Origin of the sequence: Streptomyces sp. NPDC001507 (assembly GCF_042894765.1) — a bacterium.
GTDB lineage: Bacteria > Actinomycetota > Actinomycetes > Streptomycetales > Streptomycetaceae > Streptomyces.
This window is the reverse complement of sequence record NZ_JBIAVV010000013.1, coordinates 255839-278664: the sequence shown is the minus strand read 5'-3', so window position 1 is coordinate 278664 and position 22826 is coordinate 255839. Positions and strand designations below refer to the sequence as shown.

The window sequence follows — 22826 nt, the reverse complement described above, 5'->3', positions numbered from 1 at the left end:
TCGGCTTGCATTAACGTGAACCATGGTTCATGATGGATTGTGAACCGAAGTTCATCTTACTCCGACAGGAAGTCCCCATGACCGCCAAGACCGCTCTCGTCACCGGTGCCTCTTCCGGCATCGGCGAGGCCACAGCTCTCAAGCTCCAGTCCCTGGGGTACACCGTCTACGGCGCCGCCCGCCGCACCGACCGCCTGCAGAAGCTGGCCGACCGCGGCATCCGCCCGCTGGCCATGGACGTCACCGACGACGACTCCATGCACGCCGGCATCGACCGCATCGTCGCCGAGACCGGCCGCATCGACGTGCTGGTCAACAACGCCGGCTACGGCTCCTACGGCGCCATCGAGGACGTCCCGATGGACGAGGCCCGCCGCCAGTTCGAGGTCAACGTCTTCGGCGCCATGCGCCTGGCCCAGCTCGCCCTGCCGCACATGCGCGCCCAGCACACCGGCGCGATCGTCAACATCACCTCCATGGGCGGCAAGATCTACACCCCGCTGGGCGGCTGGTACCACGGCACCAAGTTCGCTCTCGAAGCCCTCAGCGACTGCCTGCGCCTGGAGGCCAAGCCCTTCGGCATCGACGTCGTCGTCATCGAGCCCGGCGGCATCGCCACCGAGTGGGGTGCCATCGCCGCCGACCAACTGGAGAAGTCCTCCACCGCGGGCGCCTACGCCAAGCAGGCCGACGCCGTAGCCTCCTCGCTGCGCTCCGAGGCCAACGCAAAGCGCAACTCCCCGCCCCAGGTGATCGCCGACGCGATCGGCAAGGCCGTCACCGCCCGCCGCCCCAAGACCCGCTACGCCACCGGCTTCGGCGCCCGCCCCCTCATCGCCCTGCGCCGCATCGTGTCCGACCGCGCCTTCGACACCGTCATCTCCCGCGCCGTCGGCCTGCCCACCTGACCCTCACCGAGCCCGTCTTCACCAACAGCCCTGCGCCGAGGTCTCCATGGCGGACGAACCAGACCTCATGTCTTCACCGCAGGCCGTACCGCGCCTTCACCGGTCACCTCGGCGGTAGCCGCCGTCCTGCCGCAGCGCCTCTCGCCCTCATCTGCACCGCGGCCCACCTGTCCCCGGACACGTGCTGAACAGCTGGGTCCCTGCCCCTCGCCCTGCCTGCGACGCCGGACACCTCGCGTCCCGCAGATACAGAACTGGCCGAGGCAGCCGTCCGGGCCCCGCAGGCGCCTCCTACTCCTGGCAGCCCGCCCCCTTCCTGCTGCGCACGCCACCTCAGACCGGGGCCGCTCACGAGCGGGGGCGGTCCCGCCGCGCCGGATCCGTGGGGACGGGACCGGCGCGCCGCCCGGGCCCGGCGGCCGGATCCTCCCCCGGTCCGCCGCCAGGCCCGGGCCCCTCCTCCTCTCCGTCACGAAGTCCCGAAGTGGGTACCCCATGTCCGAAACAGTTCGCAGAGCCTCCGCCGCCCCGGGCGGTGAAGCCAACCGCTGGAGGGCACTCGTCTTCATCGCGCTCGCCCAGCTCATGGTCGTGCTCGACACAACCATCGTGAACATCGCCCTGCCCTCCGCCCAGGCCGACCTGGGCATCTCCGACGGCAACCGGCAGTGGGTCGTCACCGCCTACGCCCTGGCCTTCGGCGGTCTGCTCCTGTTCGGCGGCCGGATCGCCGACCTGTGGGGCCGACGGCGCGCCTTCCTCATCGGCCTCATCGGCTTCGGCGCCGCCTCCGCCCTCGGGGGCGTGGCCACCACCGGCGCGACGATGTTCGGAGCCCGCGCCCTGCAGGGCCTGTTCGGTGCGGTCCTCGCCCCTGCCGCGCTGTCCCTCCTCGCCGTGATGTTCACCGACGCCAGGGAACGCGCCCGGGCGTTCGGCATCTACGGAGCGATCTCCGGAGGCAGCGGCGCCGTCGGCCTGATCCTCGGCGGCTTCCTCACCGAATACCTCGACTGGCGCTGGACGTTCTTCGTGAACATCCCGTTCGCCCTCGTCGCCGCGGCCGGCACCTGGCTCGTCATCCGCGAGCCTGAAGGCGGCCGCAACCGCTCCCCCCTCGACATCCCCGGCGTGCTCCTGTCCGCCCTCGGACTGGTCTCCTTGGTCTACGGCTTCACCCGTGCCGAGTCCGACGGCTGGAGCGACGCCGTGACCATCGGCCTGTTCATTGCCGCGGCAGTCCTGCTGCTCGCCTTCGTCGTCACCGAGTCCCGCGTCGAGGCCCCGCTTCTGCCCCTGCGGGTGATCACCGAACGCAACCGCGGCGGTGTCTACCTCTCCCTCGGCCTCGCCATCATCGCCATGTTCGGCATGTTCCTCTTCCTCACCTACTACCTGCAGGTCGTCAAGGGATACACCCCGGTCAAAACCGGCTTCGCATTCCTGCCGTTGATCGCAGGCATGATCGCAGGCTCCACCCAGATCGGCGCCCGGCTCATGACCCAGGTCGCGCCGCGCCTGCTGATGGGCCCCGGCTTCCTGACCGCGGCGGCAGGCATGCTCCTGCTCACCCAGCTGGAGACCGGCTCCTCCTACACCGGGCTGCTCCTGCCCGCGCAGCTGCTCCTCGGCCTGGGCATCGGAACGGCGTTCATGCCGGCCATGTCCCTGGCCGCCTACGGCGTCCAGGCCCGCGACGCCGGCGTCGCCTCCGCCATGGTCAACACCTCCCAGCAGGTCGGCGGCGCTATCGGCACCGCCCTGCTGAACACCATCGCCGCCTCTGCGACCACCGCCTACGTCAAGGACCATATTCAGGCCGCCACCACCAAGCCCCAGCAACAGCTCGTCCAACTGCAGGCCATGGTTCACGGCTACGCCAGCGCCATCTGGTTCGCCGTAGGCATCCTGGTCGCCGCCGCCGCACTCGCCCTGACCCTCGTCAACGTGGGCCGATCGGCAACCCACTCGACCACAGACGACGCCGAGACGCACATGCCAGTGATCACACACTGACAGGCCCCCTCGCCCCCGTACGGTCGGCCCCGGGTCGCCACCCCCGCCCGTGCTCCGCGCCCTCGTTGCGCCACCAGCCCCGCCGCCAACGGCGTCTTCGACGCCAGGTCACTGGCCCGGCTCTTCTCCACCGTGGTCGACGGTCCCCTGCGCGTCGTCTCCTCCGCCTCCGTCGACCGGGTCCGCCACCAGCAGGTCCACGGGCCCGAGGAAGTCCTGGTCGACCAACCGACCCGCTTCGGCACCGTTTTCGGCCTGGCGTCCCTGCACCAGCCCATGCTCGGTCCCGGCTCGTTCGGCCATGACGGCCTCGGCGGTCACCTGGCCTTCGCCCACCCGGTGTCCGGTATCGCGTTCGCCTTCCTCACCAACCGGGCCATTCCCGGCCCCACGCCGCACACCCGGCTGTGGCGCCTGCTCTTGGCGGTGGCCGCGGCGCTGTGAGGCGTGCGCTGTTCCGTGGATCAGGCCGTTGCCGCCGGACCGGGAGGAAGGTGCACCGTCATGATCAGGTGGCAGGTCCCGGTGCCGGCGCCGCGGTAGGTGTGCGGGGTGTCGCCGTCGAACGTGGCGGTCTGGCCGGCTTCGACGGTGTACTCGCTGCCGTCGACGATCAGGGCCATCCGGCCGGCGGTGACGCTCACGGTCTCCAGGACCCCAGCTTGGTGGGGGTGGCTGGGGTATTCCTCGCCCGGCTCCAGCTGCCAGCGCCAGACCTCGACCGGAGCCGGCCCCGAGGTGGTGAGCATGAGCCGGGCCTCGCTGCCCCGTTCCCCGGTCCACAGGGGCGCCACGGCATCGGCCGCCACCACACGGACACGGCCTTCGGGCGGCCCCTGCATCAGGGCGGACACGGAGACGCCCAAGGTGTCGGCCAGCCGGACCAGCGTGGCCAGGTTGGGGTTGCCCTGGGCTTTCTCCAATCCCACCAGGGCGCCCTTGCTGACCTGGGCACGGCGGCTGAGTTCGTCCAGGGACAGGCCCGCGCGCGTACGTGCCGCCCGGACGTTGTGCGCGACCGTTCGCAGCGCCGCGGCTGTCTCCGTCACCTGGCCACCTTCCTTACGAATGGACATTCCATTGCACCGTACGGTCGATCGGTTGTGGCCTTCGGTCGATTCGCTGTACGGTGTGGTCGTTCCACTGAATGGTAAGGGATTGTGCTGTGATCGCTCTGCTACTGGCCCTGGGCAGCTCACTCGCGTACGGATGCGCCGACTTCCTCGGCGGTCTCGGAGCCCGGAAAGCTCATGTGCTGCGTACCGTGATGGTCGCAGCCCCGGCCAGTCTCGCGGTCGAACTGCTGTTGTGGCCGTTGCTCGGCGCCTCCTTCAGCCCCGGAGCCCTGGGCTGGGGTGCCGCCTCGGGCATCGCTTCCGCGGCCGCGTTCGCCCTGCTGTACCGCACCCTGGCGATCGGCCCGATGAACGTGCTCTCCCCGGTGACCGCGCTGGTCTCCGCCGTGCTGCCGGTGGGTGTCGGACTGCTGCAGGGGGAGCACCTGACCGCCACCGGGGTGGTGGGACCGCCGCTTGCCCTGGTGGCCGTGGTCCTGGTCAGCGCGGGAGACGGCGCCGGCTCGACGCGCCCCTCCCGTACGGCGCTCCTGCTGGCCTTCGGCGCGGGCGCCGCCATCGCCCTGCAGCTGGTCTTCCTGCACCAGGCGCCGACCGACAGCGGGGTGGCCCCGCTGATCGTGGGCCGGGCGGTCTCCTCCGCCGTCACCCTGGCCGCGGCCGGTCTGATGCACCGCAGGCTGGGCCCTGAGCGGCCGGCGTACGCGCTGTCGGCGACCGCCGGTGTGCTGGACTCCGTCGCGAACCTGCTGTTCCTGCTCGCCGCCCGCAGCGGGGACCTGACCGTCGTCGCCGTCATCACCGCCCTCTACCCGGCGGGCACCGTGCTACTGGCGCGCGGTGTCCTCGCCGAGCGCGTCCACCGCGGCCAGCTCGTCGGCCTGGGCGCCGCCGCCGTAGCCGTCAGCCTTCTCGCCCTGGCCTGAGCAGACCCGCACGATCAAGGAGAAGCACATGCTGGTCCACCCCTGGGACGCCGGCCTGGACGAGGCCGAGTGGCAGACCTGGATCGCCGACGGCCACGACTTCGGGCAGCTCAGCGTCAACGGCCTGCCGGGCCACCCGCCCATGGTCGTACCCACCCACTTCACCTGCGACGAAACCCGACTCCTGATCCATCTCGCCAAGCCCAACCCGGTATGGAAGGCGATCGAACACGACCCGGACGTCGTCTTCACCGTCATCGGCGACTACGCCTTCATCCCGGGCCCCTGGCGCGCCAAGCCCGGCATCCCGCCCACCGACGGCGTCCCCACCAGCTACTACGCGGCCGTCCAGTTCACCTGCCGCGCCGAGACCGTCGACGATCCCGAGGCCAAGGCCGAACTGCTGCGCCGCCAGCTCGCGCACTTCCAGCCCGACGGCCACCACGCCCCCGTGGCGGTCGACCAGCCGCCGTACGGCCGGATGCTCCCGGGCATCCGCGGGCTCCGTCTCGACGTCACCGATGTCCGGGCCAAGTTCAAGTACGACGACCACAAGCCCGTCGAACGCCGCAGCGCCGTCGCCGAGCACCTCACCGAGCGGGGCCAGGGCCTGGACGTGCCCGCCGCACGCCAGCAGATGCGCCGCCTGGACCGCATCGGCCCCTGGAACTCCTGACCATCCCACCCACCGGAAACGGAAACGCCGCCCATGCCCGCCTTCCGCATCGCCCCCGCCGTCGCCACCGCCTTCCCCGGCACGCTGATCGCCCTGGTCACCGCCACCGGCCTGCGCGGCCGAGAGCCCTGGCCCCACACCGCCGCAGCCGTGGAGGAGCTGGAACAAGAGTTCGCCGACGGCGCCTGGCACCCCGCCGACGAGACCGACCCGCGCATCGAGACGTGGCACACCGCCTACCGCTCCTTCGGCACCAACCCCCGCCGCATCCGCCCCAGCGTGGACGCGCTCGGCCGCCGCCTCGCGAAGAAGGGCGGCCTGCCGCGCATCAGCCCGGCCGTCGACTCCTACAACGCCGTCTCCGTCCGCCACGGTCTGCCCGCCGGCGCCTTCGACCTCGACCACGTCACCGGCGACGTGGACATCCGCCACGCGGACGGCACCGAGTCCTTCACCCCACTCGGTGAACCCGACATCATCGAACACCCCAAGCCCGGCGAGGTCATCTACGCGGACACCACCGGCGTCCTGACCCGCCACTGGAACCACCGCGACGCCCACCGCACCCGCGTCACCGAGGACTCCACCCACGTCGCCTTCGTCCTCGAAACCCTCCACGCCGACCGCGACGGCGCTCTCCTCAAGGTCGCAGCGGACGAACTCCAGGACCTCCTGGCCCCGCACGCCGATCAGACCACGGTGTCCTACCTCGGCCCGGCACAACTCCAGGCCGGCGGCTGAGGCCGCAGAAATGCAGCATTGACCTGTACTGCACAGCGATGGTCCGCCTCGTCGATGCCGACGACCGGCGACCGGCGACCGACGACCGGCGCCTGCGTATGACAGACCTTGCCGAGCAGCCCAGATCTCCCGCAGCCGACTGACCCATGACCGTCCGCGTCATGACCTTTGACCACCTCAGCGGTGAGCAGACCCGCGCCTTCACCGAGATCCGCGAGACCGTCCTCTCCGCCCTCACCGATCCCCATGGCCCCGCCGCCGCGGGACCGCCCTGGCGTCGCCGTCCTCCTCGCCCTGGTGCTCCTGAACAAACATCTGAACCGCCGTCAGTCCGCCGGACTGGCCTGCGCGGCGCTCGCCGTCGGGCTCGTCGCGCTGCGATGAACCGATGGCCCTCTCGGCCGAGCCGGCGGTTGCGGCTACGACCCCAGGTAAGTCATGACGTGCTTGATGCGGGTGTAGTCCTCCAGACCGTAGGACGTGAGGTCCTTGCCGTAGCCGGAGTGCTTGAACCCGCCGTGCGGTATCTCGGCGGCGACCGGGATGTGAAAGTTGATCCAGACGTTCAGCGGACCGAAGAAGACCGTGGGGTCGTCGGGGGCGCCGGTGGTGAGACCTTTGGCCTCTTGCGTGAGCGCCGTCACGAACTCGTCGTGCACGGACTGGTCCACGATGACCCGGCAGGCCGAGGCGCAGTCCTGTCCGGCGTTGAAGAAGGCTGCCTGGTCGATCCCTTTGGCCGCCAGGGCCAGATCGGCGTCGGCGGCGACCACGACCGGTGCTTTGCCGCCCGACTCCAGGTGGAGGCGTGTGACATCCGTGGCAGCTGCCCCGGCCACCTCGTTCCCGACACTGACGCTGCCGGCGACCGACACCATGGCCGGCACATGATCCCGTACCAGCCGGCGACCTGTCTCCCGAGAGCCGCAAACGACGCTCAACACACCGTCCGGCAGGAACTCGGCGGCCAGTTCCGCGAGCATCAAAGTTGTCATAGGTGCGGTGTCGGACGGTTCCTATACCACTCCGGCAACGGCAAGTTGCACCTGCTGATCGCTCTGGGCACCGAGGCTGCGATGCAGGGCTTGCGTGTCCGCTAGGTGGTGGCCACCAAGCTCGTCAACGAGCTGGCCGAGGCTGCGGACGAGGCGCAGCTGTCGAAGACGATCGCCCGTTACGGGCGTGTCGATCTTTTGTGCATTGATGAACTCGGCCGCATCGGGCTTGACCGCACCGAGTCCTCCGCCTCGCCCGCACCAAGGCCCAAGCCGAACAAGTACAGGCCGGCTGACGGGCGTCACCCGGGAGGGGCCGCCTGACAAGCAGCCGAACCAGCGGACGGTCCAGGAACCGCCATGAGACTGAACCTGCGGCGCGGGTCAAGCCATGAGCAGGCGGAGGCCGAGATCTGCCGCGTCGAGGCCGGCGAGGTCGCTGTTGCGCTCGGCCCACCGGCCGGAGTCGAGGTCGTCGCTGAGGCTTCGCACCGCCCGCTGCTCGGCCTCCGGTCCGACCCTCGTCCACACCGACATCGCACGGCGCACGTGATCCTCCAGATACGCCCCCGGTCGGCGCCAGTACGCCTCGAACAGGCCGTCAGCGCAGTCCCACGGGACAGGCACCGGCTCAGTGCGGGCGCCGATCGCGTCGGCCATCCCAGCAAGCGACGGAAACTCTGCGAGGACGGCGGCGAACTCGGGCAGGTAGTCGCGGGTGAGCCAGAACCGGTCCTGCCATCGGGGCTCGTCGGTGTCGAACGTGAGCACCACCACGCGGCGGGCCACGCGCCGCATCTCGCGCAGCCCCGCTATCGGGTCCCCCCAATGGTGAACGGTGGAGACGGCCATCGCGACGTCGAAGGACTGGTCCTCGAACGGCAGGCTCTCCGCGGCGGCGGCCACGCACGGCGCCGAGCCGGCAGGCCGCTGCCCCCGCATGACCGCAGACGGCTCCACCGCGGTCACCTCGCGGTCAGCAGGCTCGTAGGAGCCGGTGCCGGCCCCCACGTTCAGCACCGTCCGCGCGTCCCCGAGCGCGTCCCAGATCTGCGCGGCGATCCGCGGCTCGGTACGCCGTGTCGCGGTGTAAGCGCCGCCGATCGCGTCGTACAGCCGTGCACCGAGCATCTCCAGTTGCTCCTGCGGTGTCACCTTCAGTCCCTTCGCCCGTGCCTCGAGTTCCCTGTCGATGGCGGCCGCCATGGCGTCAGCGCGATCGCGCCGCTCCAGCAGCAGGCCGCGCAGTCGGCGCAGGTGCGCGATGGCGTCGGTGGACGGGTCACCGACCAGTTCGGCAACCTCCCGCAGCCCGAAGCCCAACCGCCGATAGGCCAGCACCTCCCGCAGCCGCTCCACGTCGCCCGCCGAATAGGCCCGGTACCCGGCCGCGGTCCGCGCCGACGGACGTACGAGCCCGAACTCGTCGTAGTGATGCAGCGTGCGGACGCTCACGCCGGCCAGCTCGGCCACGCGTCCCACGGTCCAGTGATCCTCCATGGCACCGACTGTGCAGCCTGACGCCACGTGAGGGTCAACAGCCTCACTCACGGCAGCAAGAGCCGGACGCGAAGCAGGGGGTCCGAGGCGACTTTTCCAAGCCAGAGCGACGGTCTGGTTCAGAGAAGTCCGGAACCGGACGGAGTGGCCCCGCAGCACCGGAGCGACATCAAAAGTCAGGCTCTGGTCCACTTTCCGTGACGCGTGCACGGGGAGTGACCAATCTCCGGCTCAGCTCGTGCGGCGTGCTCGGTGCGCGGTGGTTACTCGAGGTGTGGGCCCGGTTCGAGGAAGTCGGTAAGTGCAGAGGCCAATGCCTTGGGCGCCTGTTCGGCGACGTGGTGCCCGGAGTCGATGCCGTGTCCGCGAACGTCATCGGCCCACCGATTCCAGATTGCACGGGGATCTCCGTACAGATCCTCCATGTCGTCTTGCAGGGACCAGAGGATCAGCGTAGGGCAGGCGATGCGGGCACCGGCGGCGCGATCGGCTTCCTCGTGTTGCCGGTCGATGGTGAGGCCGGCGCGATAGTCCTCAAGCATCGCTCGCACCACGTCGGGATTGCGTGTGGCCTGCCGCCAATCGTCGTAGTTCTCCTCTCCCATTGTCGCGGGGTCGCCGCGATACCAGCTGTCAGGATCGGCGGTGATGACGCGCTCGGGGATGCCCGGTTGAGCGAAGAAGAACCAGTGCCACCACTGGGTGGCGAACTCGACGGTGATGCGCGACAGGTGTTCCGTCAGGGGCAGGCAGTCCGCGAACACCACCCGGGAGACGATTTCGGGGTGGTCGAGTGCGAGGCGCAGAGCCACGGCGCCTCCGCGATCATGCCCGACGAGTGAGAACCGCCGATGTCCGAGGCTGCGCATCACGGCCACCACGTCCCCGGCGACCGCGCGCTTGGAGTAGCCGGCGTGATCCGCCGTGAAGCGTGGTCCCCTGGAACGCCCGTATCCCCTCAGGTCCGGGCACACCACCGTGTGACCGGCTCGTACGAGCAGAGGCGCGACCCGGTGCCACGTCGCCGATGTTCGGGGATGCCCGTGCAGCAGCACCACCGGCGGACCGTCCCCACCGAAGCGGACGAAGACGGAAGCCTCACCGACATCGATCTGCGCGGTCTCGAACCCTTCGAACACCCGGCCTCCTCTGGGCGGCTCACGTGCCGCGTCTTACCGCCCGCGCGGCACCAGCCCTCCCTTTCCCCGGCCGGTGGCGGTCATGTGTCCACCCCTGCAACCAGTCACGCCAGGAGGACTCTTTTGCGTAGGAGTACGAATCCTGCACGCCCGACAGGCCGGCGACGACGGCGACAAGGTCACGTTCGAGGTGCTGGGCGAAGCGGCTGAGACTTGGCAGGTCCGTCGAGGCTCTGGCTGATTCGATCCACTCCGGCAGTTGATCACCTTGCAGGTCGGTGACCATGTGGGCGAAGGTTCGCACGTAGCCGTCCGGGTAGCCCTGTTCTCTGATCTCCTCCCACAGCCTCCCGGCCTGTGAGCAGTTCCTCTGGGGTGGTGGCGCGGGAGGACTTTCCTCCGGTGGCCCCCGTCGGTCGTAGGACGCCGGCTCCAGAGAGGGGTGTCTGCAGGCGGGCCTCGTGGGCCGGTCTGAGGGTGAGGCCGGCTCGGATGATGCCGTTGCGGGTTTCGGAGCAGCGCCGGTGACACCAGGCCGCGCTCCTGTCGAGTCGCATCTGCTCGGCGGCGGTGGCGAGGCTCTGGAAGGGGGCGGGCGGAAGCGGGTCCCAGACGTCGTTCATTGTGACGTCGCTCTCAGTGGCGGCGGACGCCGTGTTCGTGGTGGCCTTCGGCGGGGACACGGCGCCACGGGCGGCCTGAGCTCCGGCCCCGTCGTCGCCGCGGCCGGCTACCCCGTCCTCGCCCTCACCGGCGGTGTCCCGGCCCTCGCGGTCCTGCCGGTGGCAGCACTCACCGCGTACCGCCGGTGAGACGTAGCACACTCAGGTGTGAGTTGGTTGTGTGCGTGTTCGGTGTTTCCCTAATTCTCTGAGAAATTTTGTACAACCATCCGGCCCAGATGTCCGTCTGGTTAACGCAAGGTTGTGTAGAGGTTGATGTAGAGGAGCTCAGAACGTGACCGTGCGTTCCTTTGCCCGGCGGATGCGCCCGCGAGTCGAGCGGAAGGCCGCCGAGAAGGTGTGGCAGCTGCGCACCATGCGGCGGCGCCGCATGGCGGCGGTCACGGACCCGGTGCTCCGCCCGGTGGCAGTGCGCGGCCAGCGGCTCTACGGACGGGTCGTGACCCGGTTCAGCGCCGCTGAGGCGGCCGCCGCCAACCTCGGCCTGGTCCTCGCCGCGCTGGAGCAGGACGGCATCCCCTACTTCCTGGTGCCGGCCTCGCGCACGCGCCACACGGTCGGTGTGAACGCCGTGGACCGGGAGCGTCTCCTCACCGCCCTGGAGGCGCAGAACGCGGGGAAGGCGGTGTTCATCGGCAGACCGCTGCCCGGCGGAAGGCTCAGGCACCCCGCCCTGTTCATGGACGGTGTCCTGCCGGCCGCGCTGCGTACGGCCCCGGTCCTGCGGATCGGGGAGAACCACCTGGGCCCCGCGGGCCAGCTGCTCGCCGGCCCGGAACTCGCCTGCGACGTCGAGTTCTGGGAGGACGGGGCACAGCTCCTCGCCTCCGCCGCAGGGCCGGGGCGCCTGGCCTCGGTCCAGCCGCAGGCCTCCGAGGACGTCTTCGCCGAGTCCCTCGTCGCACCCCGGAACAACGGCATCACGGACGTACTGCCGGTGTCCGAGCAGACACCGGCCGTGGTCCGGATCGGCGACCGGGAGCTGCCGAGCTTCGCCGCGCTCACCCTGCCGACCGTGAACGACGTGACCTTCCCCGTCGACGTCGTATACACCTGGGTGGACGGCGAGGAGCCGGAGATGCGGGCCAAGCGCGCCCGCTACCAGGAGCGCGGCACCGCCGAGATCCTGGACAAGGAGACCAACGCCTCCCGCTACACCAGCCACGACGAGCTGAAGTACTCCCTGCGCTCACTCGCCATGTACGCCGACTTCGTCCGCCACATCTACCTCGTGACCGACGGCCAGAAGCCGCACTGGCTCGACGACACGGCCCCGGGGATCACGGTCGTCGACCACCGCGACATCTTCCCGGCGGACGTCCTGCCGGTGTTCAACTCGCACGCGATCGAGACCCGGCTGCACCACATCCCCGGCCTGTCGGACCACTACCTCTACTTCAACGACGACGTGTTCGTCGGCCGCCGGGTCACCGCGGAGCACTTCTTCCACGGCAGCGGTCTGATGAAGATCCCGGTGTCCCCGCTCAAGATCGGGGTCGGCAAGCCGCACGCCGAGGAGACCGCCACCAACTCCGCGAGCAAGAACGTCCGCCGGCTGCTGCTGGAGAAGTTCGGGCGGATGACCACGCACAACTTCATGCACACCCCGCTGCCGCAGCAGCGCGCGACCCTGCGGGACCTGGAGGACCTCTTCCCCGAGGACATCGGCCGCACCACGGCGTCCCGCTTCCGCTCGCCGCAGGACATCGCCGTGACGGCCCCGCTGCTCTACCAGTACGCGCTGATGACCGGCCGCGGTGTGCCGGGCCGGTTCGGCTTCCGGTACGTCAACATCAGCCGTCCCGACGCCGAGGCCCGCCTGGCCGACCTGCGCCGCACCCGCCGCTTCGACTTCTTCTGCCTCAACGACGTCGACGTGCCGCCGGAGGAGCGGGAGCGGGTCGGCCTGCGGATGCACGAGTTCCTGGAGGACTACTTCCCCTTCGCAAGCCCCTTCGAGAAGCCCGTCGAGAAGCCCTCCCAGAAGCCCTCCGAGAAGCAGAACTGACGGGGGCTGGGGGGCATGGACATCCGTCACCGCTTCACGTTCACGGCGCCCGCCGGCCTGCGCGCCGCCCGGGACCTGCTGGCGCGCCTGCGCGCCTGGCTGTCGGCCAGGCTCTGGGCGCTGCGCGCGACCCGGGCCCGACGACGCCTGCGCGCCGCCGTCCCCGGGCGCGGGATCACCTTCGGACCGACGCGGCTGTACGGCCGTACGGTCGACGCCTACACGGCCGCGGACGCCACCGAAGCCGATCTCGAACGGGTCTGCACCCTCCTGGAAGGGCTGCACGTCCCGTACTTCCTGGTCCCCTCCGACCATGGACACGGCGCGCCGCGGCAGGTCGTCGGCGTCGAGGAGACGTACCGCGGCGCGATCCTCGCCCGGGCCGCCCAGCGCTTCGCCGGCACCGCCGGGTACGTCGGCACCGTCGGACCGGGCGGCGCCGTGACGACCGCGGTGCTGTGGGCCGACGGCAGACTGCCCCGGGCACTGCGGCGGGCCCCCGTACTCCGCACCGGCGTGGTGCGCCTCGGCCCGGCAGGACAGGTGCTCAGCGGCCTGGAGACGGGGTGCGACATCGAGTTCTGGCGGCACGGCCGGGACCTCGGCGCCCCCTCGGATTCAGCCGGGGGCAGCACCGGCGGCGCCGATCCCGCCTGGCTCACCGTGCCCGGCAGCCGGCTGCCGGACGTCTTCGGGCCGGCGCTCGTCGCCCCGCGCCGCAACCCCGTGGCCGAAGTGCTCCCGCTCACGGCGCGGCAACCGGCGGCGGTGGCGGTCCGCCGCCGCACCGTCCCGACGTTCGCCCCGTTCGCCGGGCCCGGCATCGACGAGGTGCTGTTCCCCGTCGACGCCGTGTACACCTGGGTGGACGGGGACGACCCGGCGATGGCCGCGAAGCGCCGGGCCCACCAGGAACTCTCCGACAACGTGATCGCTCCGCGCGAGACCGGCGCCTCCCGCTACACCAGCCATGACGAACTGAAGTACGCCCTGCGCTCGCTGGAGATGTACGCCGGGTTCGTCCGGCACGTCTACCTGGTCACCGACTCCCAGATCCCGTCCTGGCTGGACCCGCAGGCGGAAGGCCTGACGGTGATCGACCACCGGGAGATCCTGCCGCCCGACGCGCTCCCGGTCTTCAACTCGCACGCGATAGAGAGCCGCCTGCACCACATCCCGGGCCTGTCGGAGCACTACCTCTACTTCAACGACGACGTCTTCATCAACCGCCCGGTCCGCCCCGAGCACTTCTTCCACGGCAACGGCATCGCCCGCATCCCCCTGTCTCCCCTGAAACTCGGCGTAGGCGCCCCGCACCCACTCGAACCCGCCCCGAACTCCGCCGGCAAGAACGCCCGCGAGGTGATCAGGCGCTTCCACGGCAGACACATCACGCACAAGTCGCTGCACACCCCGCATCCCCAACTGCTGTCCGTGATGCGCGAGATGGAGAGCCTGGGAATCGAGGAACTCGAACGGACGTCCTCTTCCCGTTTCCGCTCCACCTCCGACGTCGCTCCGGCATCCACGCTCCACCACCACTGGGCGATCGCAACGGGCCGGGCCGTCCCCGCCGACTACCGCTTCCGCTACGTCCAGCTGGGCACACCGGACATGCACCGCCGTCTGGCCCGCCTCGCGGCCGGCGAGGACATCGACTTCTTCTGCCTCAACGACGTGGACACATCCCCGGAGGCCAGACCGGCTGCCCAGGCGGCCATCCGCAGGTTCCTGGACCGCAAATACCCCTTCCCGAGCCGCTACGAAGGAGCCCCCCGCACCAGCACCCGCCCCATCACACCGCTCACGACGAGAATCCCGTCCCAGCCCACACGGGAGGAAGCACAGCGCCGCGAGGCGTAGACGGCCCGGCGGGGCCTTGCCCGGCCGGCGAGGCGGCACCGGGACGCCGTGCGCACGCAGGTACGTTCCTCGCCCCCCTGCCCTCGCACGACTGTCCGGCGTCGCGCGCGGGGAGCGCCGACGGCGCTCGAGCGGGTGGTGCTCGTGTCGTGGTAGCCGAGCGCCTGGGCGATGACGAGGGCCGGGGTCTGGAGGACGAGTCCGCCGACCACGCCGTGTCCATCGCCCGCCGCGTGATCTTCCTGGTCACCGACGAACCGACAGCGACACCACCATGACCACGCGCACGCCGGATCTGCGACCGCGCGCGGCAACCGAACCCAGACCGTCAAGCACCGGCGGAACCGGAACTCAGGGCTTCCCTCAGCCGAACACAGACCCGCTCCACCTCCACCGCCGGCGGGAAGCACCGCGCCTGCCCCATGGCCACCTGCAGCGCGGGACCGAAGGCGTCGAACCGTGCCATGTCTTCTGCGCCGACGGGCTGCACGACGAAATGGATGTGTCCGGGAACACCGCCGGCATGGGACCACAGGCATACATACACCTGCTCCGGGCCCATCACCTCAGTGACCGCAGCGCTCACCTTCTGCAGCAGAGGTCCGAGCTCCACGGACTCTTGCGCCGTCAGGTCGGCTACGTGCACTACATGCCGGACCGGCTTGACCACGACCGCACCAAGGCCCAGAGGGCCGACGCAGTGCTCGACAACCCACAGTCGCGTCCGCAACAGGTTCCCACCCGGCAGCGGGGTCCTGCCCTCCATGAGATCGCACGCAAGGCACTCGCCGCTCACGCCGGCATCCTCCCCGTAGCTGAGCGCTCATTCGATCACAGAAGGCCCAGCCGGTTCCGGCGACCGACAAAGCACTGGCAGCGAGACGCTGGCGTCCGGCGTGACGCTGTTGTCCCTGCTCCCGCGGGGTGTGGGACTCTGGCAAAGAAGCACATCGGGGGCGGCAAAGGGGAGCATGGCTCGTATGAGCGAGGCGTACCACGAAGAGCTGGCCTCGATCGGCGAGGCCCTGGTGGACATGGCGAACCGGGTCGGTTCCGCCCTGGGCCGGGCCACCAGCGCACTCTTGGATGCCGATCTCCAGCTCGCGGACAGCATGATCTCAGCCCACAGCAAGGTCGAGGACCTGCAACGTGACCTGGATGACCGGGCGGTCGCGGTCCTGGCACGCCAGCAGCCGGTCGCCACCGACCTGCGGGTGGTGGTCACCTCCCTGCGCATGAGCGCTGACCTGGAACGCTGCGCGGTCCTGGCCCAGCATGTAGCCAAGCTGGCCCGGCTGCGCCACCCCGCCCAGGCCGTACCCCAGGACCTGCGCCGCACCATCCTGGAGATGAGCCAGCTCGCCCAGCGTCTGATGGCGCAGGCCGCCGATGTCCTCGTCACCCGCGACCTGGACGACGCGCGCCAGATGGAGCAGGACGACGACCGGATCGACGAACTGCACCGCTCGATATTCCAGCACCTGATGGACGACCGCTGGCACCACGGGGTGGAGACCGCGGTCGACGTCACCCTGCTCGGCCGCTACTACGAACGGTTCGCCGACCACGCCGTCTCCGTCGCCCGCCGCGTGGTCTTCCTGGTCACCGGTGAACACGCCGACGAACTAGCGGCGACACATCCATGACCACGCGCGCGGCTGTTCCCCGACCGCGTGCGGTTACCGTGCGCAGGCCGTCAAGCGCCAGCCGAACCGGAACGCGGGGCCTTCCCCGGACGGGGGCAGACCCCGCACCACCTCTGCTGCCGGCGGGAAGCACCCCTCCGCTGTGGGGTTCATGGGCTACGAAGGCCGTTCAGCTTGCCGCCGAATCCGCTACGGGGTGACCGTGCCCGGATCGCGGAGAGACAACGAACCGAGCGGCGGCCTCATCGGCTGCAGCAGCGGCGATGCGGGCGATCATGTCGTCTGTCATGGGAGGCAAGGCATCCAGAGGAAACCAGCGGGTGGCAGTGTTCTCGCCGTCGGCTGGATATGGGTCACCGGACTGCCAGCTAAGCCGGAACACCAAGTCGAGATACTGCGTGTGGTCTCCGTTGTCGTAGACCACCGGATCGGTGACATTCACCATCGCCAGGCGCTCAGGAACTGCCTCGACGCCGGTCTCCTCCAGTACTTCCCGGACCGCGGCGTCCGCCGGCTGCTCTCCGGGATCGATGATTCCAGTCACTGCGGTCCACTCGCCGCTGTCCGCACGTTGCGCCAGCAGGACACGTCCTTCCCTGAGGACCACCGCGGTCACTCCTGACAGCCACAGCGGGTCGTTCCCTATCTTCTCTCGCAGCGCGAGGATGAAATCTGGTGTCGCCATCAAGCCAGGATAGGAAGCCCCCGCTCACACTGATCACCAGGTTCCCAAAACCCACTCGGTCTCAGGACGTTGCTGGATTGGCCGGGTTGCAGATTTTGGTCGTCTTGGGCTTGCGGCCGGCTCGCCGACGCGGCCAGGACCGACTGCATGATCAAGGATGTGATGTCCGACTCCTCCGGGACCCTCTTCCGGATCGAATCGGCCGCGCAGTGCCAGCGCGCGGTGGCAGCCAAGGCCGGTGCGGAGGTACCGGAGGGTGCACTCGACGCGTGCGTCGGCCGGCTGGAATGCTTGAGACCTGGAACTCGAAGAACTCTTCCTGTGGACTGAGCCCGTTTCTCCGGGTGGAGGCAGGCGCCGGATGCAGGACTGCGTCCGCGGACTGCTCGACCCGGTCGGCCGCAAGAACCGCTGGCAGCTCGCCCAGGGCCTGTGTCGAAAGTGGCTGGCTGTGACTCTGTGGCCTGTGTTTCTATTCCGGAGTGGACATCGAAAGCTCCGGGGTGCCTGATGACAGGCCGAGCCTCTGCGTCCGGCAGAGGGCTGATGGCGATGTCGAGGAGTGTGTGCGGGTCCTCGCGGAGGTCCATCAGCTTGATGGCTATCCGGTGAACTGGCCTGATCGGCCGGGCGAGTGGCTGTCACGCGGTCCCGTGCTGGGCTCCTGGGTTGCCGAGCTCGAAGGCCGCCTGATTGGGCATGTCAGTTTGTCGCACGGCGGCGAAGGTGATCTGGCCCCGATGTTGTGGAGTGAGCGGAACGGGGCGACGCGGGGTATGACCGCCGTGGTCGGCAGACTGTTCGTTGCCCCGCAGGCCAGGGGACATGGGATCGGTGCGCTGCTGATCGGCCAAGCGGTGGAGGAGGCGCGGCGTCGTGGCCTGCATCCGGTACTCGACGTCGTCGCATCCGATACTGCCGCGGCAGCCCTGTATGAGCGGCTGGGCTGGAAGCTGATGGCTATAGTCGAGCAGCAGTGGAGCCCGCACCAGACGGTGGCCATCCTCTGTTACGCAGCGCCATCGTGATGTGGCCGGTCATAGCCACTCGTTGATGGCATGCGACGAGGACGGTCGCTGGCCCTGTTCGACGGCCAGGTGAGAGCGCATCACCCCTGGGCCGGGACCGAGTAGAGGTTGCCGTCGAAGGCGGCGAGGCAGTCCTTGCCGAGATGCCGCAGCTGCCGTTCCTCGACGCAGGAGAAGGGCCGTCCGGCGAGCACGTGGTCGCGGACGATCAGGGACTGGCGCTCGGCCCGGCCCTTGCCGGTGGGGCGGTAGGCGGCCTGCACGTCGAAGTCGTAGTGGCCGGCGAAGCCCACCGCTTCCGGATGCAGCGGGACCGCCTCGCCTGGCGCGACATCCCGGCGGACGACTGTTTTGGTCCGGTCGTAGACGATCGACGTCGGCCCCCCGCCGTAGTGGGCAAACGCCCGCCGGTGGCAGTCGAAGAAGGTCTGAAGATCCTGGCTGGTGGTGAAGCAGCAGAACGGGTCGCGGGGGTACGACAGCGTCATGTGGAACGAATAGACCTTTGCTTGCCCGGATGAGCGAGGATCCCCGCGTGGCCCGCAACGTCGCCGTCGGTCACCGCCGCCGCGACCGCTGCGTACCGGGGGGAGTCATCGCCGCCGACTTCGCGGGCACCGCGCTCGTGCCGGTCCGCGACCATGCCTGCGCCGTCGCAGACCGATCCGTCCTGGTCGGCGCCCTGCCCGCGCTCGCCCCCGCGCACCGCGAAGCGGGGGTCCGCGTCCACGTCGTGGGCCGGGCGGGCCCGAGGACGTCGGCGCACAGCCGGGCGTTCCTGGCGGGACGGTCAAGTCCCGTGCCCGTCACGGAGTCCGTCCGTTGCGGGCGGAGTCGGCGCGCCTCGGCATCCGCGGCGCGGCGGCCTGAGCGCCGCTCCCACGGCGGAATGCCGCGCCGACACCTTGCGGGGGCCACGGCCGCACGCCGTGGCGCCGTTGAGACATGTCGCAGGTGTGACACCAGAGGCCAGTGACATGCTCACCGCCACAGCAGATTCTGTCGGACATCGCGTGACTCGCAGCTGTACGAGAGGTGCTTGGCTGATGGCATGGATCCGCCTGACGGCGGCGATATCGACAGGATTGCTGCTGGCCGCCGGAGGCGTACCTGCCGCCTCCGCCCAGACGCCCCAGGAGACCGCGGCGCGACCCGCCGACGGCCAGGGCGCGCCGCCCGTGACCGTACGCCTGGTGACCGGCGACCGCGTGACGGTGTCGCCGGGGGCCGACGGCCGCCGCGCCGCCTCGGTCGAGCCGGGGCCCGGTCGTGAGGGCATCGTCTTCCGCACGTACCAGGAGGACGGCGGCGACCTGACGGTGCTGCCGTCGGACGCCGCGGACCTGGTCGCCGCCGGGACGCTGGACCGGCGTCTGTTCGACGTCTCCACCCTGATCGCCCAGGGCTACGACGAGGCCGGCACCTCCGCGCTGCCGCTGATCGTCTCCGCCTCCCCGCGCGGCGGCGTGGCCCGGACGACCGCGAAGAGCGAGAAGGCCGCGGCCGCCGTCGCGGACCGGGTCGCCGCGTTCAACGAGGCGTCGGCCCCGGCGCGGACCCTCGCCAGTATCGGCGCGCGGTCGCTGCGCGTCGCGGACGACGACCTCGGCGCCTTCTGGAAGGCCCTGAACCCGGGCGACGCCGAGGGCACCGCCCGCGCCGCCGCGACCCCGCGGGTCTGGCTGGACGGCCGGGTCGCGCCGGTGCTGGACCGCAGCACGGCGCAGATCAACGCGCCCGCGGCGTGGAAGGCCGGGTACGAGGGCCAGGGCGTGAAGGTGGCCGTGCTGGACACCGGCGTGGACGCCACCCACCCCGATCTGGCGGGCCGGATCGCGGAGGCGAAGGACTTCTCGGGCAGCGGGAACACCGTGGACCACTTCGGGCACGGCACGCACGTGGCGTCGATCGTCGGCGGTACGGGCGCGGCGTCCTCCGGTTCCCGCAAGGGGGTGGCGCCGAAGGCGGAGCTGCTGATCGGCAAGGTGCTCGGCGACGACGGCTACGGCTCGGAGTCGCAGGTCATCGACGGCATGGAGTGGGCGGCCGCCGAGCACGCCAAGGTCGTCAACATGAGCCTCGGCTCCGACGAGCCGACCGACGGCACCGACCCGATGAGCCAGGCCCTCGACACGCTGTCCGCCTCCGGCGGCACCCTCTTCGTCGTCGCGGCGGGCAACGCGGGCGAGAACGGGGACTCCACGATCGGTTCGCCCGGTGCGGCCGACGCCGCGCTGACGGTGGGCGCCGTGGACCGCGACGACTCCCTCGCCTCCTTCTCCAGCCGCGGTCCGCGCCTCGGCGACAAGGCCGTCAAGCCCGACGTGACCGCCCCCGGCGTCGGCATCGTCGCCGCGCGCGCGTCCGGCACCACCATGGGCGACCCGGTCGACGCGAACTACACGGCGGCGTCCGGCACCTCGATGGCGACCCCGCACGTGGCGGGTGCCGTCGCGCTGATCGCGCAGCAGCACCCCGGCTGGACCGCTCAGCAGTTGAAGGACGCGCTGATCAGCACCGCGCACACCGTGCCGGGCACGAAGGTGACCGAGCAGGGCGGCGGCCGGATCGACGTCGCCGCGGCCATGGGCGCGGTCACGGCCACCGGCAGCGTGCTGCTGCCGGCCGTCCAGCTGGGCGGCGACAAGCAGCAGTCGGCGACCCTGCACTACACCAACACCGGTGACAAGGCAGTGGACCTGAAGCTGAGCGTGGCCCTGGCCAACTCCGATGGCGTCGCCCTGACGGCCGGTGTCGTCGCGCCCGGCGCGAGCACCGTCCACCTCGCCCCCGGTGCCTCCGCCGACGTGCCGCTGTACACCGACCCGAAGGACGCCAAGCGCGGCGCCTACTACGGCTACGCCACCGCGACCGGCGCGGACGGCACCGTCCTCGCCCACACCACGCTCTCCCTGGTCGTGCACGCGCCGCAGCACCGGCTCACCGTGATCGCCCGGGACCGCGCGGGCAAGGTGCTGCCGGGCTGGCTGCCGACGATCTGGGGCCAGGACGGCTTCGTCTCGTACACCAGCGCCGACCCCGCGGTCGCCGTCGTCGAGGAGGGCACCTACCAGGTCGACTTCAGCACGTTGGACAACGCCTCGGACGGCCAGGAACTGGTCGAGGTGATCAACCCGCAGGTGAAGGTCTCCAAGGACACCACGGTGACGCTGGACGCCTCCAAGGTCACCCAGGTGCGGATCCGCACGCCCCAGCCCGCCGAGCAGCGGGGGATCCTCAGCTACCAGACGTACCGGCGCATCGAGGGCCACGGCCTGATCCAGGGCGTGATGTTCTTCGACGTCGCCAAGCGCATCTACGTCAGCCCGACCGCGCAGGTCACCGACGGCACCTTCGAGTTCGCCTCGCGCTGGCAGATGACGGCCCCGCAGTTGCGGGCGAAGGTGTCCGGCACCTCGGCGCCCTTCGTCCCGTACTACCTGCCGACCTCTCCGGTCTTCGACGACAAGGGCGTCCGGCTGACCGCGGTGGACGCCGGAGCGGGCACCGCCGCGGACCTCAAGGCCGCCCATGTGCGCGGGAAACTCGCTGTCGTCCGCTACGACTTCGGCAACGACGCCGAGTTGGCGAAGGCCGCCGCGGACGCCGGGGCCAAGGCGCTGATGCTCGTCATGCCCGAGGGTTTCTTCCCCTGGACCCGCTGGCAGCCGGAGGGCGACCGCCTCGCGCTGCCGGTCATGCGCGCCGGCGCGACGGAGGGCACCGACCTGCTGAAGCGAGCCGGTGAGCACACCACCACGGTGGACTTCTCCGGCACGGTGAAGAGCCCCTACCTGTACGACGTGATGCAGGTGTCCCAGCAGCGCGTCCCCGAGAAGCTGGTGTACACGGTCAGCGAACGCAACAGCGCGGTGGTGAAGGCCGCCTACACCCGCACCGGCGCCTCGGCCTGGGGGAGCGAGCAGCGTTTCGGCTGGCGCCCCTACCAGGAGTTCGCCTGGAACCAGTACACCCGTGACGTGCCGATGGGACAGCAGCGCACCGAGTACGTGACGGCCGGTGACACGTTGTGGAGCCACACCGTGCACCACGACACCGTCATGGACCGCGACCTCGAGCTGGGCGTCGGCATGAAGGACGCCGCCCACACCTACCGGCCCGGACAGCACACCGCGGAGAAGTGGTTCGCGGGGCCGGTGCGCCCGTCGGTCCCGCACGGTGTGACGGGCTGGCCCGGCTCGGTGCGCAACGGCGACACCTTGTCCCTGTACATCCCGGAATTCACCGACTCCCAGTCCGGCCACTGGTCGTTCGCGGAGGCCAGTTCGCTGGGTGGCGGTGTCGGCTCCGGTGCCGCGGTGTCCGCGGTGGGCGACCCGAGCGACGTGGCCCACGCCGAGGTGTACCGCGACGGCCGGCTCGTGGCGCAGTCCGGCACCGGGGCCTGGGGCGGATTCGAGGTGCCCGCGGGCAAGGCCGGCTACCGGCTGGACCTCACCACCGCCCGCACCTCCGCCGACTGGCAGTTCGGCACCGGCACCAGGACGTCCTGGACGTTCACCTCGGACACCGCGGCGACGGCCACGCTGCTGCCGCTGCTCCAGGTCGACTACAGCGCGCCGGTGGACCTCCGCAACGCGGTGGGTCCGCGCCGGTCGCACACGCTGGGTCTGAACGTACGGATGCCGGACGGCCTGGCCGCCCCGCACGGGGTCACGCTCAAGGTCGAGGCGTCGTACGACGACGGCCGTACCTGGCACACCGCCCGCACCGCGCGGGACGGCGGCACGCGGTTCACCGCCGCGGTCGAACGGCCGTCGGGGGTGCGCGGGGACGCGTACGTCAGCCTGCGGGTGACCGCGGTGGACGCCGCGGGCAACACCGTGCGGCAGACGGTCGACCGCGCCTACCTGCACCGCGGCCCCTCCTCGGGGCGGTGACGGCGGCCCCGCTCAACGGCTGAACGGCTGAACGA

At 70.5% G+C, this 22826-nt stretch carries 18 protein-coding genes and 4 pseudogenes; 14 read left to right on the top strand and 8 right to left on the bottom strand.

All coding sequences use genetic code 11. From position 1 onward, the window contains the following. The first annotated feature begins 77 nt into the window (after positions 1-77). From ACFY0K_RS37370 to ACFY0K_RS37360, 3 genes and pseudogenes are all read left to right on the top strand, one after another. Entirely contained in the window at positions 78-908 is an 831-nt protein-coding gene (locus ACFY0K_RS37370) for an oxidoreductase (protein ID WP_390643597.1), read from the top strand. A 495-nt stretch (positions 909-1403) separates the two neighbouring features. Next, the gene (locus tag ACFY0K_RS37365) at positions 1404-2924 is read left to right on the top strand and encodes an MFS transporter (RefSeq protein WP_390643596.1); all 1521 of its coding nucleotides are present in this window, start codon (positions 1404-1406) and stop codon (positions 2922-2924) included. A 39-nt stretch (positions 2925-2963) separates the two neighbouring features. Further along, a pseudogene (locus ACFY0K_RS37360) lies at positions 2964-3368 on the top strand (serine hydrolase); the annotation flags it as partial. Positions 3369-3388: 20 nt separating this feature from the next. Here ACFY0K_RS37360 and ACFY0K_RS37355 read toward each other — a convergent pair. Continuing rightward, positions 3389-3973, bottom strand: coding sequence for a helix-turn-helix domain-containing protein (locus ACFY0K_RS37355; protein WP_390643595.1), 585 nt, complete (start codon positions 3971-3973; stop codon positions 3389-3391). 116 nt (positions 3974-4089) lie between these two features. On the opposite strand from ACFY0K_RS37355, the gene ACFY0K_RS37350 reads away from it, so the two are divergent. The 4 genes from ACFY0K_RS37350 (at position 4090) to ACFY0K_RS37335 (ending at position 6727) form a co-directional block, all read left to right on the top strand. Continuing rightward, a complete protein-coding gene (locus tag ACFY0K_RS37350; RefSeq protein ID WP_390643594.1) occupies positions 4090-4926 on the top strand; it encodes an EamA family transporter in 837 nt (278 codons plus the stop codon). Positions 4927-4954: 28 nt separating this feature from the next. Continuing rightward, entirely contained in the window at positions 4955-5602 is a 648-nt protein-coding gene (locus ACFY0K_RS37345; RefSeq protein ID WP_390643593.1) for an FMN-binding negative transcriptional regulator, read from the top strand. 33 nt (positions 5603-5635) lie between these two features. Beyond that, positions 5636-6343 carry a B3/4 domain-containing protein gene (locus ACFY0K_RS37340; RefSeq protein ID WP_390643592.1) on the top strand — a complete coding sequence of 236 codons (708 nt, stop codon included), beginning with the start codon at positions 5636-5638 and terminating at the stop codon, positions 6341-6343. A gap of 246 nt (positions 6344-6589) precedes the next feature. Further along, entirely contained in the window at positions 6590-6727 is a 138-nt protein-coding gene (locus ACFY0K_RS37335; RefSeq protein ID WP_390643591.1) for a hypothetical protein, read from the top strand. Positions 6728-6762: 35 nt separating this feature from the next. Here ACFY0K_RS37335 and ACFY0K_RS37330 read toward each other — a convergent pair. After that, positions 6763-7359: pseudogene (locus tag ACFY0K_RS37330) on the bottom strand (aldehyde dehydrogenase family protein); the annotation flags it as partial. 9 nt (positions 7360-7368) lie between these two features. Between ACFY0K_RS37330 and ACFY0K_RS37325 the strand changes: the two are divergent. Continuing rightward, positions 7369-7575, top strand: a pseudogene (locus ACFY0K_RS37325) (ATP-binding protein); the annotation flags it as partial. Positions 7576-7722: 147 nt separating this feature from the next. Here the strand turns inward: ACFY0K_RS37325 and ACFY0K_RS37320 are convergent. The 3 genes from ACFY0K_RS37320 to ACFY0K_RS37310 form a co-directional block, all read right to left on the bottom strand. Then, on the bottom strand, positions 7723-8820 hold the full coding sequence (locus ACFY0K_RS37320; protein ID WP_390643590.1) for a MerR family transcriptional regulator: 1098 nt from the start codon (positions 8818-8820) through the stop codon (positions 7723-7725). Between the two features lie 281 nt (positions 8821-9101). After that, the gene (locus tag ACFY0K_RS37315; protein WP_390643589.1) at positions 9102-9977 is read right to left on the bottom strand and encodes an alpha/beta fold hydrolase; all 876 of its coding nucleotides are present in this window, start codon (positions 9975-9977) and stop codon (positions 9102-9104) included. Positions 9978-9996: 19 nt separating this feature from the next. Further along, positions 9997-10263: a hypothetical protein gene (locus ACFY0K_RS37310; RefSeq protein WP_390643588.1), complete on the bottom strand. Its 267-nt coding sequence runs from the start codon at positions 10261-10263 to the stop codon at positions 9997-9999. Positions 10264-10934: 671 nt separating this feature from the next. Here ACFY0K_RS37310 and ACFY0K_RS37305 point away from each other — a divergent pair. The 3 genes from ACFY0K_RS37305 (at position 10935) to ACFY0K_RS37295 (ending at position 14809) form a co-directional block, all read left to right on the top strand. Next, a complete protein-coding gene (locus ACFY0K_RS37305) occupies positions 10935-12668 on the top strand; it encodes a stealth family protein (protein ID WP_390643587.1) in 1734 nt (577 codons plus the stop codon). 15 nt (positions 12669-12683) lie between these two features. Continuing rightward, positions 12684-14531 (top strand): stealth conserved region 3 domain-containing protein, encoded by a 1848-nt coding sequence (locus tag ACFY0K_RS37300; protein WP_390643586.1) that lies wholly within the window; start codon positions 12684-12686, stop codon positions 14529-14531. A 149-nt stretch (positions 14532-14680) separates the two neighbouring features. After that, positions 14681-14809, top strand: coding sequence for a hypothetical protein (locus tag ACFY0K_RS37295; RefSeq protein ID WP_390643585.1), 129 nt, complete (start codon positions 14681-14683; stop codon positions 14807-14809). A gap of 50 nt (positions 14810-14859) precedes the next feature. Here the strand turns inward: ACFY0K_RS37295 and ACFY0K_RS37290 are convergent, their stop codons facing one another. Beyond that, the gene (locus tag ACFY0K_RS37290; protein ID WP_390643584.1) at positions 14860-15327 is read right to left on the bottom strand and encodes a hypothetical protein; all 468 of its coding nucleotides are present in this window, start codon (positions 15325-15327) and stop codon (positions 14860-14862) included. Positions 15328-15511: 184 nt separating this feature from the next. Here ACFY0K_RS37290 and phoU point away from each other — a divergent pair, with 184 nt between their 5' ends. Further along, positions 15512-16177, top strand: a complete 666-nt coding sequence (gene phoU, locus ACFY0K_RS37285; protein ID WP_390643583.1) for a phosphate signaling complex protein PhoU — start codon at positions 15512-15514, stop codon at positions 16175-16177. Positions 16178-16346: 169 nt separating this feature from the next. On the opposite strand, the gene ACFY0K_RS37280 is transcribed toward phoU, so the two are convergent. Continuing rightward, on the bottom strand, positions 16347-16862 hold the full coding sequence (locus ACFY0K_RS37280) for an NUDIX domain-containing protein (protein WP_390643582.1): 516 nt from the start codon (positions 16860-16862) through the stop codon (positions 16347-16349). A gap of 566 nt (positions 16863-17428) precedes the next feature. Here ACFY0K_RS37280 and ACFY0K_RS37275 point away from each other — a divergent pair. Continuing rightward, positions 17429-17890 carry a GNAT family N-acetyltransferase gene (locus tag ACFY0K_RS37275; protein ID WP_382724445.1) on the top strand — a complete coding sequence of 154 codons (462 nt, stop codon included), beginning with the start codon at positions 17429-17431 and terminating at the stop codon, positions 17888-17890. A gap of 86 nt (positions 17891-17976) precedes the next feature. Here the strand turns inward: ACFY0K_RS37275 and ACFY0K_RS37270 are convergent. After that, positions 17977-18476 (bottom strand): annotated as a pseudogene (locus tag ACFY0K_RS37270) (DDE-type integrase/transposase/recombinase); the annotation flags it as partial. A gap of 460 nt (positions 18477-18936) precedes the next feature. On the opposite strand from ACFY0K_RS37270, the gene ACFY0K_RS37265 reads away from it, so the two are divergent. Next, the gene (locus tag ACFY0K_RS37265) at positions 18937-22791 is read left to right on the top strand and encodes a S8 family serine peptidase (protein ID WP_390643581.1); all 3855 of its coding nucleotides are present in this window, start codon (positions 18937-18939) and stop codon (positions 22789-22791) included. Positions 22792-22826: the final 35 nt, after the last annotated feature.